Source organism: Cohnella sp. AR92 (assembly GCF_003990975.1).
In the GTDB taxonomy this organism is placed as follows: Bacteria; Bacillota; Bacilli; order Paenibacillales; family Paenibacillaceae; genus Cohnella.
Genome location: NZ_RZJR01000008.1, coordinates 278,485 through 297,839 on the forward strand (window position 1 = coordinate 278,485; position 19,355 = coordinate 297,839).

General features: G+C 59.5%; 16 protein-coding genes. All 16 read right to left on the minus strand.

The genetic code is table 11. The annotated features are described in order from the left end of the window. Positions 1–6 precede the first annotated feature (6 nt). The gene (locus ELR57_RS15210; protein WP_126959947.1) at positions 7–726 is read right to left on the minus strand and encodes a maleate cis-trans isomerase family protein; all 720 of its coding nucleotides are present in this window, start codon (positions 724–726) and stop codon (positions 7–9) included. Between the two features lie 5 nt (positions 727–731). After that, positions 732–2,099 carry a RidA family protein gene (locus ELR57_RS15215; protein WP_126959948.1) on the minus strand — a complete coding sequence of 456 codons (1,368 nt, stop codon included), beginning with the start codon at positions 2,097–2,099 and terminating at the stop codon, positions 732–734. 91 nt (positions 2,100–2,190) lie between these two features. Then, positions 2,191–3,000 carry an alpha/beta fold hydrolase gene (locus ELR57_RS15220; protein ID WP_126959949.1) on the minus strand — a complete coding sequence of 270 codons (810 nt, stop codon included), beginning with the start codon at positions 2,998–3,000 and terminating at the stop codon, positions 2,191–2,193. A gap of 5 nt (positions 3,001–3,005) precedes the next feature. Further along, complete coding sequence (locus tag ELR57_RS15225) at positions 3,006–4,223, minus strand: aromatic ring-hydroxylating oxygenase subunit alpha (RefSeq protein ID WP_126959950.1); 1,218 nt, start codon at positions 4,221–4,223, stop codon at positions 3,006–3,008. 48 nt (positions 4,224–4,271) lie between these two features. Further along, the gene (locus ELR57_RS15230) at positions 4,272–5,609 is read right to left on the minus strand and encodes an amidohydrolase (protein WP_126959951.1); all 1,338 of its coding nucleotides are present in this window, start codon (positions 5,607–5,609) and stop codon (positions 4,272–4,274) included. Between the two features lie 17 nt (positions 5,610–5,626). Then, positions 5,627–6,364: an SDR family NAD(P)-dependent oxidoreductase gene (locus ELR57_RS15235; RefSeq protein WP_126959952.1), complete on the minus strand. Its 738-nt coding sequence runs from the start codon at positions 6,362–6,364 to the stop codon at positions 5,627–5,629. A gap of 4 nt (positions 6,365–6,368) precedes the next feature. Next, positions 6,369–7,211 (minus strand): carcinine hydrolase/isopenicillin-N N-acyltransferase family protein, encoded by an 843-nt coding sequence (locus ELR57_RS15240; RefSeq protein WP_126959953.1) that lies wholly within the window; start codon positions 7,209–7,211, stop codon positions 6,369–6,371. Positions 7,212–7,235: 24 nt separating this feature from the next. Next, a complete protein-coding gene (locus ELR57_RS15245; RefSeq protein WP_202866414.1) occupies positions 7,236–8,663 on the minus strand; it encodes an 8-oxoguanine deaminase in 1,428 nt (475 codons plus the stop codon). 404 nt (positions 8,664–9,067) lie between these two features. Then, positions 9,068–10,561 carry a DHA2 family efflux MFS transporter permease subunit gene (locus ELR57_RS15250; protein ID WP_192896577.1) on the minus strand — a complete coding sequence of 498 codons (1,494 nt, stop codon included), beginning with the start codon at positions 10,559–10,561 and terminating at the stop codon, positions 9,068–9,070. Positions 10,562–10,564: 3 nt separating this feature from the next. Continuing rightward, positions 10,565–11,011: a MarR family winged helix-turn-helix transcriptional regulator gene (locus ELR57_RS15255; RefSeq protein WP_126959955.1), complete on the minus strand. Its 447-nt coding sequence runs from the start codon at positions 11,009–11,011 to the stop codon at positions 10,565–10,567. 200 nt (positions 11,012–11,211) lie between these two features. Then, positions 11,212–12,213 (minus strand): signal recognition particle-docking protein FtsY, encoded by a 1,002-nt coding sequence (gene ftsY / locus ELR57_RS15260; protein ID WP_126959956.1) that lies wholly within the window; start codon positions 12,211–12,213, stop codon positions 11,212–11,214. A gap of 275 nt (positions 12,214–12,488) precedes the next feature. Further along, positions 12,489–16,058 (minus strand): chromosome segregation protein SMC, encoded by a 3,570-nt coding sequence (gene smc, locus ELR57_RS15265; RefSeq protein WP_126959957.1) that lies wholly within the window; start codon positions 16,056–16,058, stop codon positions 12,489–12,491. Between the two features lie 26 nt (positions 16,059–16,084). Next, positions 16,085–16,798: a ribonuclease III gene (rnc, locus tag ELR57_RS15270; protein WP_126959958.1), complete on the minus strand. Its 714-nt coding sequence runs from the start codon at positions 16,796–16,798 to the stop codon at positions 16,085–16,087. A 113-nt stretch (positions 16,799–16,911) separates the two neighbouring features. Then, complete coding sequence (gene fabF / locus ELR57_RS15275; protein WP_126959959.1) at positions 16,912–18,153, minus strand: beta-ketoacyl-ACP synthase II; 1,242 nt, start codon at positions 18,151–18,153, stop codon at positions 16,912–16,914. 125 nt (positions 18,154–18,278) lie between these two features. Further along, complete coding sequence (gene acpP / locus ELR57_RS15280; RefSeq protein WP_090117455.1) at positions 18,279–18,512, minus strand: acyl carrier protein; 234 nt, start codon at positions 18,510–18,512, stop codon at positions 18,279–18,281. An 86-nt stretch (positions 18,513–18,598) separates the two neighbouring features. Beyond that, entirely contained in the window at positions 18,599–19,351 is a 753-nt protein-coding gene (gene fabG, locus ELR57_RS15285; RefSeq protein WP_305038236.1) for a 3-oxoacyl-[acyl-carrier-protein] reductase, read from the minus strand. Positions 19,352–19,355: the final 4 nt, after the last annotated feature.

Genomic DNA, 19,355 nt, shown 5'->3' on the forward strand with positions numbered 1-19,355 from the left:
GGCGAATCAGTTCTCGAAAATCCGGCCCCATCTCGCGGAGAGCGGCTCGGGGTCCAGCCCCAGCAGGCGAAGCGCCTTCCAGGCCGTCACCGACACCGAATCCAGCATCGGAATGCCGTGCTCTCGTTCCTTCCTCGCAGCGAGTTCGGCGGCATTCATGTTCGTGCACACGATCGCCACCGCGTCCGGCTTCGCCTTCCGGACCGCCTCGTCAATCATCGCCGCCACTTCCGCCTCCGTCACGCTCGCGAACTCTTCGTTCACGGCAAGACCGGAGCCGAGCGAGATCGCGCACTCGACGCCAAACGCGCGATAGCCTTCCGCGATCTTCTCGTTGACATCCTCCGTATAAGGAGTGACCAAGGCCAAACGGCGGACGCCAAGCCGCTCATAGGCCTCCTTCATGGCGAGAGCCGACGTCGTCGCCGGAATTCCGGTAGCCCGCTCCATGCTCTCGCACAATGCGTAATCGTGATCGAGGCCGAGCCAGCTGCCCGAGGTTCCGTTCCAGACGAGCGCCTCCACCTTCGCGTCCGCAAGCAGCTCGGCGGCCGAGACCATCGGCGATTCCGCGAATTGGCCGTCGGAGCCGGCATCGAGCGAGATCCGCGTCACGCGGATGCGGGAGAAGTGGGCGGTCACTCCAGGCAGGTCCTCCAGCAGCCGGCACGTGACCGGCTCAAGCACGGTGTTGGAGGACGGGGTCAGCATGCCGATACGAGCCATCCCGCTCACCCTTCCCGCGGATCGTACAGCACGAAGTCCGCCAGAATTCCGCAGCCGGGCACCCACAGCTCCCGGTTCACTTCGACGGCGGTGATCGCCGGGAAATGGTCCGCTTCCGCGAATACTTCCCGAAGGGCTTCCATGGCTCCCGCGTATAAGCTCAGATCGGCGAAATAGAGCGTTCCCTTGACGATCTGGCTTAGCTCGACTCCCGCGGCATCCGCGATTCGCTTTGCCTTCTGCAGAATATAGGCCATTTGCTTATAGCCCGCATTGCCGAAGTAAGGCAGCCCCGGCGTCAACGAAGCTTCCTTCGCCAATCCCGTCGCGGGGTCCGTCGCCATCAGGCCGCTGAAGAAGATCAGGTCGTCCGCTCTCATCGCCGCCGGCTCCTTGCTCTTCGGCGACCATCCGCCGGTCACCGGCTGGCGCAGATGCGCCGCTTCCGGCATCAGGATGTCCATGCCGATCTCCACCAAGCAACCCTTGGCTCCGATCTCCACGCTCGGAACGAGCGCGCGGGCCGGAGCTTTCGACGAATCCGGGAACCACTTCGCCCAGACGTCCTCGAACGCGCAGTAGTCGGCCGGGTCGCTAAGGTACACATAAGCTTTGACCGCATTGTCCAGGCTGGTGCCCGCCGCTTCCGCGACCTTCTTCAGGCGGCCCAGAATGTAGTCCGTCTGCTTGCCGACCGCTTCGTCGCCCCAGAAAAGGCCGCTCGAACGGGCTTCCGGAGCCAGCGCGCTCACTTCTCCTTCGAATCCCGCTCCGCCCCAGTTGCCCTTCCAGTCGGAAGCGAGATCGCCGGAGAGGAACAGCCAGTGATCGGAGCGAACCCCTTCCGCGTGGCCGGCCGCCGGCTTCGCCACGTCAGGCGCGGATACCTTGACCGGCAGGCTGCCGTCCTTGCTCCAACGCGCGGTGAAGTCCGCTTCCACTTTGGCTCCTTCTACGAGGTGACCGCGAACGCCGATCCCCGTACTCGGAGGGCTGACCGTTTGGAAGAACTTCCCCTTCTCTTGGACATAACGCTTGTTATTGACCGTCAGATCGCCTTTCTTGTAGGCTGCCGACTTCATGTCGGCGCCGTACCATTGATTGACGCGGATGACCTGCTTCGGATCGAGTCCGGCCGCTTCCGCGATCGCTCCTACGCGAGCATAGAGTACGGCGGCCTGCTTGCCGATCGCATCGGAATAATGCGGAAACGCGGCGGGTACGACGGCTTCCGGGGCAAGGCCGGTCACGAGATCGGAAGCCGTTTGGCCCGAGAAGAACAGCCAATCCCCTGCCCGAACGGCGGGAGAATAAGGAATCTGCGGCTTTGGCAGGCCTTCCGGCCAGATGACTTGAATATTCTTGTCTTGCATGGGTGCACCTCCAAAGTGAGTTCGCTTGTCTGAGTTGGTTAAGCGAGGCAAAGCAGAATTACAAGGAAAAGCTCAGTCATGCGAGGCGACGTTAGCCAAGCAACGATAGATAGGTCTTAAGCTCGCTAATGAGGCGGTCCGGCGCCAGCTTGTGGATCTCGTGACCGATGTCCTCGTAACGCACGACGGCCACCCGAGGATTAAGGAGCTTCAACTCCCGCTCGGCTTCGATCGGGATGAGCGGCGATCCTCCCGCCGTAATCAGCAAGCCTTTGACTTTAAGCATTCGATAATAGGAATGGAACGGGTCCGAGTTCATCGCTTCGTAGGATTGGATAATCGCATCCTCGGAGCATTCCCGCAGCTCCTTCGCCTTCCGCTCGTAATCGAAGCCCGGCGCGGAGTAGAAGGAGCGGAACCGCTCCATGTCGCCCGCTTCGAGCGCGCGCTTCGGCCCGAGGAACCGTTCGATCGGCGTCGGGAAAGCCGGGCGTCCCGGTCCCGAGATCGGCGGATCGATCAACACGACGGCCTCCGGCAGCTCCGGGTATAGAGCCGCGAAGGCGCAGGCCGCGCGCCCTCCCATCGAGTGGCCTACCAGCAGCGGCTTCGCGGCTCCGCCGGGCAGATGGTTCCATACCGCAAGCAAATCCTGCGCGTAATCGAGAACGGCATACCCCGCCTTCGGCTTGTCGGATTTGCCCCTGCCTCTTAAATCGAGGCTTAAGAGATAGAAATCCGACGGCAGCTCCCGCATGATCGGCTCGAAGGCGCGGGCATTCTCGGCGATGCCGTGAACGAACAGAACCGGCCTCCCCTTCGGATTGCCGGCCGCTAGGAGCCGAAGGCGGCCGGCAGGTCCGGCCACCGTCAACTCGCGAATCTCGTATCTATCCGCCATGCTCCTTACCCCTTCTCCGACTGCAGGAACTCCGGCTTGACGCCGAACTGCTCGGCATACTTGAAGTAGCGCTTGGCCAGCCACTTGTTCAGCTGCGGCAGCGTTCTCTCCAGCGCCGCATAGCGTCCGCGGCGGGACAACTGGGACTTCAAGCCCTTCTGCAAGGAAGCGTTGGCCGCGAGATCTTGTTCGTTGATCTCCTGGATGCTTTCGTTCGCTTGCGCGTACCGTTCCTCGAAGTCCGGAAGGGCGACCGTCTCCGGCGGATACATTAGGCCGGAACGGAACAGGATCTTGCCCGGACCTTGCGGAAGGATGATGTTCCAGAATACTTGGTCCGGCATGAGGCCCAGCGTCAGCATCGGCGGAACCGAAGCGATCGTCATCTTCTGGCGCTGCTCCGGCGTCAGGGTCGAGATCGGCGGGAAGTTGGCCGTCATGTCCGGGGAGAAGCCCGCATCCATATGCGTGAAGCCCGTCGGGTGCATGATCTGTCCGTCATCCTCGTCGAAGTCGACGAAACCGGCGAGCTGGCTCGGCGCGAAGTCGTGAGGCCCTTTGTGCAGATAATTCGTGTGGTACGGCTCGAGCGAGGACTCGATCATGATTTTCCAATTCCACTCGCAGTTGTCGATATCGACGAACGGCATCGACACCAGCTCGTTCAGCCGGTAATTCTTCATCTCTTCGTCCAACTTGGTCAGAGTCGGAGCGAGCGGCTCGGCATTGTCGTCGAAGTTGATGAAGATGAATCCGTTCCAGATCTCCGTCTTCAGATGAGGAAGGCTGTGATCGTGGCGCAGAATATCGAACGGCTCGATCCGGATCATCTCCGGCGCGGAGATCAGCTCTCCGTCCAGCCCGTAAGTCCACCAGTGAAGGGGACAGCGGAAGTTCTTGCAGTTGCCGGTGCCCTCGGCGACCAGATGGCCGCGATGCTGGCAGACGGCGGAGATGACGTGGATCTCGTTCTTCTTGTCGCGGGTAACGATCAGCGGATCGTCGTTGACCGTAATCGTATAATAGTCGCCCGGATTCGGAACCTGCTCCTGGCGGCCGACGCAGAGCCAGCTCTTGCCATAGATCGCATGCTTCTCGAACTCGAAGAATTCTTCCGAGATATAAACCTCCGCCGGCATGGAACGGGCTTCCTTCGATTCGATCAGCGACGGGCCAAGTTCGTTCAGGATGGAGATGACGGTTTCGGACGGCTTGTAAGACATAGCGGGTTCCTCCCTATTCTGTAGTTGGTGACTCTCGCATGAATTCGATCAGACGGGAATGTATGGCTCTCTAAGGACGAACAGCTTCTCGGCCGCTTCCTGGGCTTCCAGGCGAATCGTCTCCGCGTCGCCGGTGAGCAGCTTGCGCTCCCGAACGATCGGTTTGCCGTCGATGAACACGTGGCTGACGTCCGATCCGGAAGCGGAATAGACCAGGTTGCTGACCGCGTTGTTGTACTTGCCGCGGATGATCGGCGTCAGATGGTGCTTGCGGAAGTCGACCATGATCAGGTCGGCCTTCTTGCCGACCTCGAGCGAGCCGATCTCCTTGTCCAGTCCGAGCGCCTTCGCTCCGTCGATTGTCGCCATCCGGAGCGCAATCTCGGCCGGAATCGCGGTAGCGTCCAGCAGCCTTGCCTTCTGAAGCAGCGGAACGAACTTCAGCTCCTCCAGCATGTCGAGGTTGTTGTTCTCCTTCACGCCGTCCGTCCCGATGCCGACGTTGACTCCCAAATCCAGGAGCTCTTTGATCGGAGCGATGCCGGAAGCCAGCTTCAGGTTGCTCACCGGGCAGTGGGCGACCGACGTTCCCGTCTTCGCGAGCAGCTCCATCTCCGAATCCTGCAGCCAGACGCAGTGGGCCAGCACGGTCTTCGGCCCAAGGATTCCCCGGTCGTAGAACAGCTCGACCGGCCAGCGTCCGGTCTCGGCGTGCAAGCGGCGGGCCATCTCGATCGATTCCTCGCCATGGGTGTGAATGCCGGTATCGTACTTCTCGGCCAGCTTCGCCGCGCGGCGGTAGGCTTCCTCCGTGCAATAGGTTAGATGCTCGAGCGCGAACCAAACCTGAATCCTCCCGTTCGCCGTCTTGTTGCGCTCCTCGACGAGACGGATGTTCTTGTCCAAGGATTCGAAGTAATCCATTCCCGGCTTGTCGACCACGTATGGAGCCAGAGTCGCCCTCAGTCCGAGCTGCTCCGCCGCATCCGCGCAGCGGTGCATGAAGCGGTACATGTCCATCACGCAGGTCGTCCCCGATAGAAGCCCTTCCGTGTAGCTGAGGCGGGCGGCCGCGAACGCAAGCTCGTCGGTCAGCGCCCGATGCTTCGGATCGACGTACTTGGTGAGCCATTCGAAGACGGGCAGATCCTCCGCCGTGCCGCGAATAAGGCCGGAATGCAGATGCAGGTTGACGAGGCCCGGCAGGACGACATGCCCCGCGGAATCCAGCCTCTCGACGTTCGAATATTTCGCTTCCAGCACGGCCGCCTCGCCGACGTCGGCGATCCGGCCGTTCTCGATCAGGACCGCGCCGGTCTCGATGACCTCGTTCGCCGCGTTGACCGTCAGAACGGTACCTCCCGTAATAAGCAAGCTGTCTGCCATCGTTGTTCTCCCCTAACTTATTGAATGGTGTAACCGCCGTCGGCCAGCATCGCGCTGCCCGTCACGAAAGAAGCCGCAGGGCTGGCGAGGAACAGAATGCAGTTCGCGATCTCCTCCGGCTTGCCGAGCCGTCCGACCGGATGCATGCCGATCAGATCGTCGATCGTCCCTTGCGGCCCTCTCCTGCCTTCGAACTGCCTGCGCAGAAGCGGCGTGTCGATCGCGCCCGGACAAACGCAGTTGACCCGAACGCCATCCTTCGCCGTCTCCAGCGCGAGGCTCCGCGTGAAGTTCACGACCGCGGCCTTGGAAGCGGTATACGCGGTAAAAGAAGAAGCGCCGACGAAAGCGAGCTGCGAAGCCGTATTGACGATATTGCCGCCGGACTCCTTCAGCAGGGGCAGGGCTTCCTTGCAGCTGAGAAATACGCTCTTCAGGTTGACGCCCATCACGCGGTCCCAAGCTTCCTCCGTCGTGTCCTCCAGAGCGGCCACGCATTCGATGCCCGCGTTGTTGATCAGAACGTCGAGCGATCCCCAACGCTCCTTCAGCATTCCGTAAGCCGCGGACAGCTGCTTCGAGTCGGCCAAGTCGACCGGAACCTCCAGCAGCCCTTCCTCTTCCCTCGCCTCCTTGAAGGCGATATCGAACACCGCCACCTCGGCCCCCGCATCCCGGAACGACTTAACCACCGCCGCTCCGATGCCCGATGCGCCTCCGGCGACCAGCACTTTCTTCCCGTCGTAGTTGAACATGAGCCTATCCCTCCCTGTCGAATCGAAGCTGCTTCCACTCGTTCTTGCACGGTTGCCCGAGCGTGTACTTCATCTCGGCTTCCGCCAAGTCCCAGATCATCCCGCTCACCGTATCGTGCGGCAGCGGAGCGTTTGATCTTCCGCTTAGAACGCCGTGGGCGCAGACGCTTCCGAGCGCGCTGCCGTCCGCGTTCTCGTGCATGCGAAGCAGGTATTCCAGCGCCGAGACCGCTTCCGAAGCGTCGACCTTCTTGCCGCCCAAGCCGCTAAGCACCGATTCCGCACGCTCCAGCCGAAGAGCCCGGTCCTTGCTGACATCCGCGTGCTGCAGCTCCTGCTCCGCTTGGAACAACCCGAACGATTGGTTGCTGCGAGCCGCCCAGCCTTGGGCGGTCGCATCCTGCCAAGCCGTGTAGCCCTGGCTGTGCTCGAAGACGAACAACCCGCCTCGCCGATCGGCTATGACGTGGCTTCCTCCGATCAAGATCCCCTCGGATCGATCGAATCGCTCCTGCATGAGCGCCAGCGCTTCTTCCGCCGTCGAGCAGCGGGAGAGCGCCTCCGCCTGCGCCGTGCCCCTCAGATCCCCATGCCAGAGCCCGTCTTTCTTCTCCGTATCCGCCGAGCTGTAGCCGAAGAAGGAACTGATCATGAGCAAGCCCTTCTCGTTCATGCCCGAATTGATCCCCGTCTGGGGCAGAAGCCCGAAGGCGAGAGAGGAGAAGCCCTCTCCGCTGCCCGCGACGCCGTGCCAATACCCGACGGGAGGGTTATCCGCGTTCTTGAAGCCGTACACGCGCAATTGATCCGAAGGATCAACGATGACAAGAGCTCCTATCGTGCACAATGGACTCCCCCCCTTGCGATTCATTTAGAAATTCGGATAGCGCCTCTCGCTGCGCATCCGGTTGTAATCGATCTTCGTCCGCAGAGCCGCTTCGTTCAGCAATCGGAACGATGCCGCTTGACCGGCTATAGCCGCCTTCTCTTCGTCGACATTCACGAGCTTGCCGTCCTTCACGACGATCCTGCCGCCGACGATCGTCATATCGACCGTCTGGGATAAGCCCGTCAGCACCGGCAGCGTCGCGTCATCGTGGAGCGCTCCCGCGAAGCCAAGCTGGCGGGTGTCGATCATGAACATATCCGCCGCCTTGCCGACCTCGAGCGAACCGATGTCGTCTTCCCAGCCGAGCACCCGAGCCGAACCGCGAGTCGCGATCCGAAGGCAATCCTCCGCGCCGAGAGCGGTCGTTCCGTGCATCAGGTTGTGCAGCAGGTGGGCGACCCGCACCTCGAGCAGCATATTCGAACCGTCGTTGGACGCCGATCCGTCGACTCCCATGCCGACCTTGACGCCTTTCTCGAGCATCTTCACGATCGGCATGACGCCGGAGCCCATCTTCATGTTGCTGGTCGGGCAATGCGCCACGCCGCATTGATGCGTGTGCAGATGCCCGATCTCGTCGTCGTTGAAGTAAATGCCGTGAGCGTACCAGACGTCGCTGCCGACCCAGCCGTTCTGCTCCATGAAGTCGAGAGGACGCATGCCGAGCTTCTCCAGGCAGAATTGATCCTCGTCCTTCGTCTCGGCCAGATGAGTATGCATGCGAACGCCGTAGCTTCTGGCGAGATCGGCGGATTCGCGGAGCAGGTCGGCCGTGATCGAGAAGGGCGAGCAAGGAGCCACGCCGACCCGCACCATGGCGAAGCGCTTCGGATCGTGGTACGTCTCGATGAGCCGGCGCGAATCCCGCAGAATCACGTCTTCCTTCTGGCACACCTCGTCCGGCGGAAGTCCGCCGTTCGAGCGGCCGAGGCTCATCGAGCCCCGCGTCGGGAAGAAACGAATGCCAAGCTCCTGCGCGGCGCGGATCTCTTCGTCGATCATCTCTCCGCTGACTCCGTTCGGGAAGCAATAGAAGTGGTCGGCAGCGGTCGTACAGCCGCTCTTGAGCAGCTCGCCGAGCCCGACGATTGCGCTCGTATAAATATCCTCCGGGCGCAGATGGCGCCAGATGTCATATAAGGTGATGAGCCAATCGAACAGCTCCGTCTTCTGGACAAAAGGGATGTTGCGGGTCAAATTCTGATAGAGATGATGGTGAGTGTTGATGAGGCCGGGGTAGACGATCTTGTTCTGGGCGTCGATGACCGTATCGGCGGTCTCGTAAGGAAGGTCGTAGCCGATGGCGACGATCTGCTGGTCGACCGCGTACAAGCTTCCTCCCGGATACCGGCGGCGCTCGCCGTCCATCGTGATGATGTTCTTCGCATTGCGAATCAATAACGTTCCCAATCGGGTAACCTCCTTCTCTTCAAAGACCGAACCGTCCATGTCCCGCGACGATTCAAGAAGGGCGGCGTTCGATTTTCCGGATTCGCCGTCCCTTTAAACCTTTGTAGGTTAGCCTTGCTGCTATTTTATAGGGAGTTTCTTGACGGCTTCAATGAATTAGAGGGATTTTTGTTAGATTTAATAACATGGATGATGGGATTTTGTTGTTGTGCACGCATTTTTAGTAATGTTACCTTACATTCGTTATAAGAGTTCAATAAGACAAGGGGAGAAAAACCGAGCGCAACGGCTGGGAATGGAGAAAAGCTGGCGAAAGTCTCCATAAAGCAAAAAAAGCCTCGTTCCTCTCTTCTGAAATTCAGAAAAGAGAAACGAGGCTTTGGGGGAGTCCGCGAAACCTTGGCTTACGCTTCTACGGATTTCTTCGCTTCCGTCGTTGCGGCAACCGCGAAGTCCTTGCCCGGCTTCGTCTTGCGGATGAAGAACGCAAGCGCGAGCGCGGCAACCGTCAGCCAGAAGGCGTATTCGAAAGCATGGTTGATGCCGACGACTGTGCCTTGATTTTTAACTAACTGCATAGCAGCTTCATTCGTGGTATCCACTTTGCCCGCGATAATCAGATCCGTAATAGACGACTTCGTCTTGTTGCTCATAACCGTTACGAGCCATGCCGTTCCAAGCGCGCCGCCGACCGTTCTGAGCGTTTGGGACATCGCGGAACCGTGCGGGTTCAAGCGTTGCGGCAACTGGTTCATACCGGCCGTTTGAACAGGCATCATCAGCAGCGACATGCCGAACATCCGGATCGAGTACAAAACTACCATGAAGGTATAGGTCGTCTCGGTCGTCAGCTGCGTGAACTCCCACGTCGTGGCGGCGGTGATGATCAGGCCGACAACGGACAGCCAGCGCGCGCCGATCTTATCGAAGATCGCGCCGGTAATCGGCGACATGATCCCCATCAGGATCGCGCCAGGCAGCAGAGCGAGACCGGATTTGATCGGGGTCAATCCCAAGATGTTCTGCATGTAGATCGGCGTCAGGATCATGCCTGCGTACATGGCCATCGTAACCAGAATGTTGATCACCGTGGTCAAGGAGAACATGTCGTACTTGAACACGCGGAATTCCAGCAAAGGCTTCTTGTTGAACCATTCCTTGAGGACAAATGTAACGAGCGCGACAGCGCCGACCAGCAAGCTTACGATAACCGTCGCACTGTCCCAGCCATCGTTGCCGGCTTCGCTGAAGCCGAACAGCAGGCCGCCGAAGCCAAGCGTAGACAAGATAACGCCAAGCGTATTCAGCTTAGGCTTGGTAAGCTCGCCAACGTTCTTCATGAAGACAAAACCGATAATCAGAGCGATAACGGCAAGCGGAAGGATGATGTAGAACAGAACGTGCCAAGAATGATGCTCGACGATCCAACCGGATAGCGTCGGCCCGACGGCCGGCGCGAAGATCATCGCGACGCCCATCATGCCCATCGCTTTACCGCGTTCTTCGACCTTGAAGATCGTCAGGACGACGATCGACATCAGCGGCATCATAATGCCCGCGCCTGCCGCTTGGATAATGCGGCCAGCCATCAGAAACTCGAAATTCCCCGCGAAGGCGCAGAATATCGTACCTATTAAGAATAAGAACATTGCGGTATTAAACAATTGCCGTGTCGAGAAGCGTCCAACCAAATAGGCGCTAAGAGGAATCAGCACGCCGTTGACGAGCATGAAGCCCGTCGTCAGCCACTGGGCCGTGTTCGTAGTGATGTGAAGATCGTCCATGATCTTCGGCAAAGCCACGTTAAGAAGCGTTTGGTTAAGGATCGTAACGAACGCTCCGATAATAATAGCGGCCATAATAGGCCCGCGTTTAAATGCTGCAACTGCTTGACTCATCGGTTACCCTCTCTCCAAGTTCTCCGTTTTCTCTAATAAAGCCACAATTTTCTTATGAATCTTGATCAGTTCGTTAACATCCGATTCATCCATTTGCATCAAAGGCTCCATCATCTGCATTCTTCTCTCGTTCGCCTGATTATACAGCTCCTCCCCTTTATGGGTAATTCTCAACCTCACGGATCGCCGGTCCCGTTCTCCGCGCTCTCGGATGAGCAGCCCCATCTTCACCATTCGATCCACGATCCCGCTCGTCGCGCTATTCCCGACAAATAAACAATCCGCCAGCTCGGAGACGCCGATCTGCGGAGTTTTGTCCAGGATTTTGAGCACCATCAGCTGAATCGGCGTAAGGCCAAGGTCCTCCGACGCGTTCCATATGGCATGGTGCATCGACTGGTTGACCTCTCGGAACGACAGGAAGATATCCGTGATTCGATTGCTATCCATTCTAGACCTCGACACCTCTCGTACAAATAGTACGCCTGCGAATGATTCGCGTACACACTAATTTATCACTAAGATATTTACACGTCAATAATAAAAGAATAACGAAAAGAAAAAACGACGGTATCCGTCCAATGAACAGGATTCCGCCGTTCTATTCTCGTTATGCGATTGTCGCGCTTTAGAATGCGTATGAACAAGGATTAGGCTTCCTCTTCGGATTCGCCTTCTTCGGAAGCCAATCCCGCGAACAGGGCATGCACGAACTGCTCGGCGTCGAACTCCTGCAGGTCGTCCATCTTCTCTCCGAGCCCGACGAACTTCACCGGCAGGCTCAGCTCGCTGCGGATCGCGATCACGATGCCGCCCTTCGCCGTGCCGTCCAGCTTGGTCAGCACGAGGCCGGACACGCCGCTCTTCTCGCCGAACAGCTTCGCCTGCTGCAGGGCGTTCTGGCCGGTCGTCGCGTCAAGTACCAGGATGGTCTCGTGCGGCGCTCCCGGAATCTCGCGCTGGATGACGCGATAAATCTTCGAGAGCTCCTCCATGAGATTCGCCTTGTTCTGCAAGCGGCCCGCCGTATCGCACAGCAGCACGTCGACGTTCCGCTGCTTCGCCGCTTGGACGGCATCGAACATAACCGCCGCCGGGTCCGAGCCCGCTCCCTGGCGAATGACATCGACGCCGACCCGCTGACCCCACACTTCAAGCTGTTCGATCGCTCCCGCGCGGAACGTATCGCCTGCCGCCATCAGGACGGACTTCCCTTCCTGCTTGAAGCGCCAAGCCAGCTTGCCGATCGTCGTCGTCTTGCCGACCCCGTTCACGCCGACGAACAGGATAACCGTAATGCCGTTCGGGTTCATCTTCAGCGACGTCTGCTCTTCCGATCCCTTCAGAAGCCCGACGAGCTTCTCCGTCATGATCGGCTGCAGCTCGGCAGGATCCTCGATCTTGCGCTTCTTCACTTCCGCGCGAAGCTCGTCGATGAGCTCCATCACGGTGTTGACGCCGACATCGGCCCCGATCAGGATCTCTTCCAGCTCTTCGAAGAACGCCTCGTCGATCTTCTTCCGTCTCGAGAAGAGATCGACTACCTGGCCGACGAACGCGTCTCTCGTCTTGGCCAGGCCGTCCTTGAACTTATTCGTGATCGCTTCCGTCTTCGAAGCGATGCTCTCCTTCAACCGCTTAAAGAAACTCATTCTCTCTTCCTCCAACGCCGGAACGATGCCCGGCGAATCTCTGCCTATGTCATACCATATGATCCGATGATGAGACCGTGCAATAAGGGCGATTGCCGTTGATATCGGGTTACGGCACAATTCGCGGCCTTCTGAGCCTCTGTAACCCGACTTTGTCGGGTTACAGCGCGATCATCCCGCGCAAGCGCACAGCGCCAAGGGCAAGAGCCAAGCTCGCCGAAAATTGCCTATCAACCTCATACCCTCGTTAAACCATCCGCATTAATCCGCCAAAGTTACGCCGAAGCGATCATCTCTTCGCCTTCCTCCAGCTTGACGGAGACGAGCTTGGACACGCCGCCCTCTTCCATCGTTACCCCGTACAGGCGGTCCGCCTCTTCCATCGTTCCCTTGCGGTGCGTAACGACGATAAACTGGGTCTGCTCGGAGAACTCCCTCATGTAATGCGCATAGCGGGCGACGTTCGCTTCGTCCAGCGCCGCTTCGACTTCGTCGAGCACGCAGAACGGAACCGGCTTGACGTTCAGGATCGCGAACAGCAGGGCGATCGCCGTCAAGGCTCGCTCTCCGCCCGACAGGAGCTGCAGATTCTGCAGCTTCTTGCCCGGCGGCTGCGCCACGATGTCGATCCCCGTGTCCAGCGGGCGATCCGGCTCGACCAGGATCAGGTCGGCGCGGCCGCCTCCGAACAGGCGGGAGAATACCACGACGAAGTGCTTGCGAATCTCCTCGAAGGTCGTGCGGAACCGCTTCGACATCTCGTCGTCCATCTCGCGGATAATCGCGTGCAGCTTCGACTTCGCTTCGATCAGGTCGTCCTTCTGGCCCGACAGGAATTCGAAGCGCTCGCTGACGCGTTTGAACTCCTCGATCGCGCCGAGGTTGACGTCCCCGAGCAGCGTGATCTTCCGCTTCAGCTCCCGGACCTCGTTCTGCGTCGCCGGAACGTCCTCCGGCACCGGATACTTCGTCTTCGCCCATTCGAAGCCGATCTCGTACTCTTCGCTTAGCTTGCGGAGCAGGTTGTCCAGCTCGACGTCCATCCGGTTCGTCGAGATCTCGGCCTGCCGCAGCTGCTCCTCGACCTGCTTCAGCCGGGCGCGCTGATCCTTGGTCTCGTTCTCTTTCACTTCGAGGACCCGCAGCCGCTCCGCGCGGTCGGAACGCTTGAACTCGATGTTCTCCGTGAATTCGCGTTTCGCGATGCGCAGCTCGTTCAGCTTCTCCCGCTGGGCGGTCAGCTCGCCGATCGTCCGCTCCATCTCTTCGGCGTTGTTCCGGAGCGCCTCGGTCAGTTGGCGCTTCTCCGAATCGAGCCTCGCCCATTCGCTCTGGAAGCGAGCGGTCTGCGCGCTGAGAGATTGGCGTTCCTGCTCCAGACGAGCCATCGCGACCTTCAGCTCGGTCAGCGAAGCCTGCAGCTCTTCCTTCGCGGTCTGGCTTCGGCGGCGAAGCTCCTCGGCTTCCTTGATCGCTTCTTGCAGCCGGTTCTCGTCTTCCGTGAACTTCGCCAGACGCGCATCGGCTTCCGCCTTCGACTCGTCCAGCGCCGCCATCTCGGTGCCGAGAATGGCGGATTCGCCGTCCAGCACCGACTCCAGCTCTCCGTGCTGCTTCTCTTCATTGCGAAGCTGCTGCAGCTCGGCAGACGCCTGCTGCTCGTTCATGCGAGCCTTCTCGCCCAGCTCGCGGAGCTGCTCGATGCTCTGGCTGACGAGACCCAGCTCCTTCTTGAGATCGTCCACGAGATCTCTCGCCGCCGTCTTCGCTTGCTCGGCTTGAGCGATGTCGCGTTCCAGCTCCTCGAGCTGGCGTTGACGGCCCAGCAGACTGGACGACTTCTTCTGCAGGCTTCCCCCCGTCATCGAGCCGCCCGGATTCACGACGTCGCCCTCAAGGGTGACGACGCGATAACGATACTGCAGTCTCGACGCGATTCGGTTCGCTTGCTCGAGCTTCTCCGAGATCAGGACATTGCCCAGCAGGCTCCCGACGATTCCCGAATAACGGGACTCCGCCTTCACCAATTCGGAGGCGACGCCGACGAAGCCCTCGGCTTCCCCGAGGATTCGGCGGTCGCTCTCCCCGATCGTTCTCGCTTTGATGACATCCAGCGGCAGGAACGTCGCGCGTCCGGACTGCCTCTGCTTCAGGTAAGCGATCGCGGTGCGGGAGGTCGATTCGTTCTCCATGACGATATTTTGCATTGCGCCGCCAAGCGCCGTCTCGATCGCCGTCTCCAGATGGGCCGGCACTCCGATCAGCTCGGCGACGGCTCCGTGAACGCCGTGAAGCTGTCCGCGCTTCGACGCCTTCAGCACTTCTCTTACCCCGTGCTGGAAGCCGTCGTAATCGTTCTGAAGCTCCTTGATCGTATCCCGCCTTGAGACGAGAGCTTCGCGTCTCTGCTCGGCTTTTCTCGCTTCCGCTTGCGCTTCCTCCAGGCTCCGCTGAACGTCCGCGGATCTGGCCCCTTCCGCCACGTAGCGGTCCCGCGATTCGCCGACCGCCGCCGTGCATTCGGCCAGCTTCGCTTCCAGCTCGGCCCTGCGAGCGGCAAGCGCTTCGCGCTGCTCCGCCCACTTCTCCCGCTCTTCGGCGGTTCGGCTCATCCGCTTCTCGAGCACTTCCTTCTGCTGGACGCAGTAGCGGATATCGTTGCGAGCCTGCGCCATCGCGTTCATCGCGTCGAATAGCTCCGCCTTCAGCTTCTCCTCCGCGTCGCTGCTGCCGTCGACGAAGCCCAGCTTCGTCTCCTCCAGCTCGTGCTTCTTCGTCAGCTCGGCGAGCTCGCTCTCCGTCTGCTCCTTGCGGGCCGCCAACTCCTGGCCCTCCGCCGCAAGCTCCGCCAACCGCTGCTCCGCCTGGGACAAGCTCTCGGTCAACCCCTCGCGCGTACGCTCCAGGTTGGTCCGGCGCTCGCCCAACAGCTCGGCGTAGCCTTCGCTTTTCTCCGTCTCTTCGGAAGTGTGCAACAGCTCGTCCTGCAGCTTCTCGAGCGTCTCCTCCAACCGATGGAGCGCCCCCCGGTCCTCTTCCAGCATCGCGTCGTGGCGGCTGACCTCGGCAGACAGCGCCAGCTCTTCTTCCTTCAGCTTCGCGAGCTTCTCGTTCGTCTCGTTCCAGGTAGCGTGCACCGTCTCGATCTGATGGACGTAAAGCGCGATTTCCTTGGCTTTGAGCTCTTCCTTGAGCGTCTTGAACTTCTCCGCCTTCTCGGATTGCTCGCGGAGAGGCTCGACCTGCCCTTCCAGCTCCGTCACCAGGTCGTTGATCCGCAGCAGATTCGCTTCGGTGTCCTCAAGCTTCTTCTGCGCTTCCTTCTTGCGGGACTTGTACTTGACGATTCCCGACGCTTCCTCGAAGATGCCGCGACGATCCTCGGAACGGGTACTCAGAATCTCTTCGATTCGGCCCTGTCCGATGATCGAGTAGGCTTCCTTGCCGATACCCGTATCCATGAAGAGCTCGGTGATATCCTTCAGGCGGCATGGCTGTTTATTGATCAGGTATTCGCTGTCCCCGCTGCGATGCACCCGGCGGGTGACCGTCACTTCGGTAAAGTCGAGCGGAAGCGTCTTGTCCTGATTATCGAAAGTAATCGATACTTCGCCGAAGTTGACCGCCTTGCGCGCGTCGCTCCCGGCGAAAATGACGTCCTGCATGTTGCCGCCGCGCAGGCTCTTCGCGCTCTGCTCGCCGAGCACCCAGCGGATCCCGTCGGAAATATTGCTCTTGCCGCTGCCGTTCGGTCCGACGACCGCGGTGATCCCCCGCCCGAATTCGAGCGCGGTGCGATCGGCGAACGATTTGAAGCCGGCGAGTTCTATCCCTTTGAGATACATCGATTAACCGTCACCTCTCCCGTCCCTTAGGATGTTCCGTTCTCCTTGGAGCCTTCCTGCAAGTGCAGCAAAGCTTTGGCTGCCGCCTTCTGCTCCGCTTCCTTCTTCGAGCGTCCGACCCCTTCGCCCAGCTTCTGGTCCCCGACCTGAACGATAACGACGAACTCCCGGTCGTGAGCCGGTCCTCGTTCCTCGACCGTCCGGTATTCCAGCGGTCCCAGGTTCCATTGCTGAACTTTCTCCTGGAGCTCCGTCTTGTGATCCTTAAGCGGCAGACGGCTGGCCTTCGGCAGATGAGGGAATAGATGGTCGTCCAGGAATGCGCGCACCACATCCAGGCCTTGATCGAGATAGAGAGCGCCGACGAACGCCTCGAACGCATCCGCCAGCAGCGAGGGCCGGGTTCTCCCTCCGGTTTGCTCCTCCCCTTTGCCCAGCAGCACGACTTGACCGAAATCGAGCGCCTCGGCAAAACGGACAAGCGACGGTTCGCAAACGATACTGGCTCTTAGACGGGTGAGTTCTCCCTCGGGCCGATCCGGATACATGCGATATAGAGTTTCGGATACCGTCAATTGAAGGACCGCATCGCCGAGAAATTCCAGTCTTTCATTATGCTCGACACGAGCTCCTCGCTGTTCATTGACATAGGATGTATGGGTAAAAGCTTGCCTCAGCAGCGCCGAATCGTGAAAATGCAGGTGAAGCCGGTCTTGCAGACGCTTGAGTGGTTCATTCATCTTAAGATGCACCTCCCGTACGGATGCCGGATATGGATTCAACTTGCCGACAGGCTGCAAACAGAGAAGACGCAGGGGCTCGCGCCGCCTGCGTCTCACGTTCGCGCCCATCCTTAGGCTTCGTATTTGCGCATAATAACGGTTGCGTTATGTCCGCCGAATCCGAACGAATTCGACAAAGCCACCTTCGTGTCCGTCGGTCTAGGCTTATTCGGAACATAATCCAGATCGCACTCGGGATCTTGCTCGTCGAGATTGATCGTCGGAGGAATGATGCCATTCTGCAGGGTCAAGCCCAGAATAACCGCTTCCACTCCGCCCGCTGCCCCCAGCATATGACCGGTCATCGATTTGGTCGAGCTGACCGCAAGCTTGTAGGCATGATCGCCGAACGCGTTCTTGATGGCGGCCGTCTCCGACTTGTCGCCAACCGGCGTCGACGTTCCGTGAGCGTTGATATAGCCGACTTCGGAAGGATCGATTCCCGCGTCCTTCAGGGCGCGAGTCATGCACCTTGCCGCGCCTTCCGGATCCGGCTCGGTCATATGGTGAGCGTCGCCGCTCATGCCGTAGCCGATGACTTCCGCGTAGATCTTCGCTCCGCGCGCCTTAGCGTGCTCCAGCGATTCCAGAATCAGAACGCCTGCGCCCTCGCCCATGACGAAGCCGTCACGGCCGATATCGAACGGGCGGCTCGCCTTCTCGGGCTCGTCGTTGCGGGTGCTCATCGCGCGCATGTTGCTGAAGCCGGCCATCGCGATCGGACGGATCGTCGCTTCCGCGCCGCCGCAGATCATCACGTCGGCATCGCCGCGTTGGATGAGCTTATAGGAATCGCCGATCGAATGAGTGCCTGTCGCGCAGGCCGTCACGACGGTCGTATTCGGGCCTTTGGCGCCGGTGACGATGGACACTTGTCCGCTCGCCATATTCGCGATCATCATCGGAATAAAGAACGGGCTTACGCGGCGAGGACCCTTCTCCATCAAGATGGTGTGCTGATCCTCCCAAGTGCCGAGGCCTCCGATGCCAGAGCCCACGCTTACGCCTACGCGGTCCGCTTCCGCATTCTCGCCGATCTTAAGATCGGCGTCCTTGATCGCCAGCAAGCTGGCCGCAAGGCCGAATTGCACGAAACGGTCCATTTTCCGCGAATCCTTCTTGTCGATGCCGAACGATTCGGGGTTAAAATCTTTGATTTCTGCCGCAATCTTCGTCGGGTATTCGCTCATGTCGAACGCTTCGACCAGGCTTACGCCCGATTTGCCCTCGAGCAGATTGTTCCAGAAAGTATTCAGATCGCTACCGATGGCGCTAACGACGCCCATTCCGGTAACTACGACGCGCTGCTTCAAAAGGCGTTCACCTCTTTACCTATCAATCGAGAGAGAAACCGGCATACGCCGGCTTCCTCGTTGGTTTGAATTTTTGAGTTAAATGTGGAGAAGTCCCGTCACACGAACGGGACTCTTTAGATCAATTAGGCATGAGATTGTATGTAATTTACGACTTCTCCCACCGTTGTGATCTTCTCTGCATCCTCATCGGAGATCTCCAAGTCGAATTCGTCTTCCAGCTCCATGACGAGTTCAACTACGTCGAGAGAGTCAGCGCCCAAGTCATCCTTGAAGTTCGCTTCATTGGTTACTTCCGCCTCTTCTACACCCAGGCGTTCGACCACGATGCGTTTCACGCGATCATATACATCGGACATCCGGTTCACCTCCCTTAACGTATTATACGTGAATCATTTACAAAAAGCCATAGTCTTAAAACTGTCCGCGAGAATCGCTAGACCGCTTACATGTACATGCCGCCGTCGATATGGATCGTCTGGCCTGTCATATAGGCGGCTGCGTCCGAGGCCAGATACACCACGGCGCTTGCGATATCCTCGGGCTTGCCCATGCGGCCGAGCGGAACCTGGGACAGAATGCCGTCCTTCGCCTCTTGGGGAAGCTTGTCCGTCATATCGGTCTCGATGTAGCCCGGAGCGACCGCATTGACGGTAATTCCCCGGGATGCCAGCTCGCGGGCCGCCGACTTGGTCAGGCCGATGACGCCGGCCTTCGCGGCGACGTAATTCGCTTGGCCCGCGTTGCCAAGAACGCCTACGACGGAGGAGATGTTGATGATGCGGCCGGCACGCTGCTTCATCATCGGACGAGTGACGGCCTTGATGCCGTTGAAGACGCCCTTCAGGTTCGTCTCGATAACGGCGTCGAATTCCTCTTCTTTCATCCGCATGATTAGATTGTCACGGGTGATACCCGCATTATTCACGAGAATGTCGAGCTTGCCGAACGCTTCGATCGTGCGCTGCACCAGCGAGTCGAATTCGGCCGCCTTGCCTACGTTCCCTTGCAGGAGAACGGCCTTGCGTCCCAGCGCTTCGACGGCGGCCGCCGTCTCCGCGGCGGCCGCTTCGCTGCCTGCGTAGTTGATCGCCACGTCCGCTCCGGCTTCCGCAAGAGCGATGGCGATCGCACGGCCGATGCCGCGGGAAGCGCCCGTTACGAGAGCGGCCTTGCCTGTCAGATCAATCAATGCCATGGTT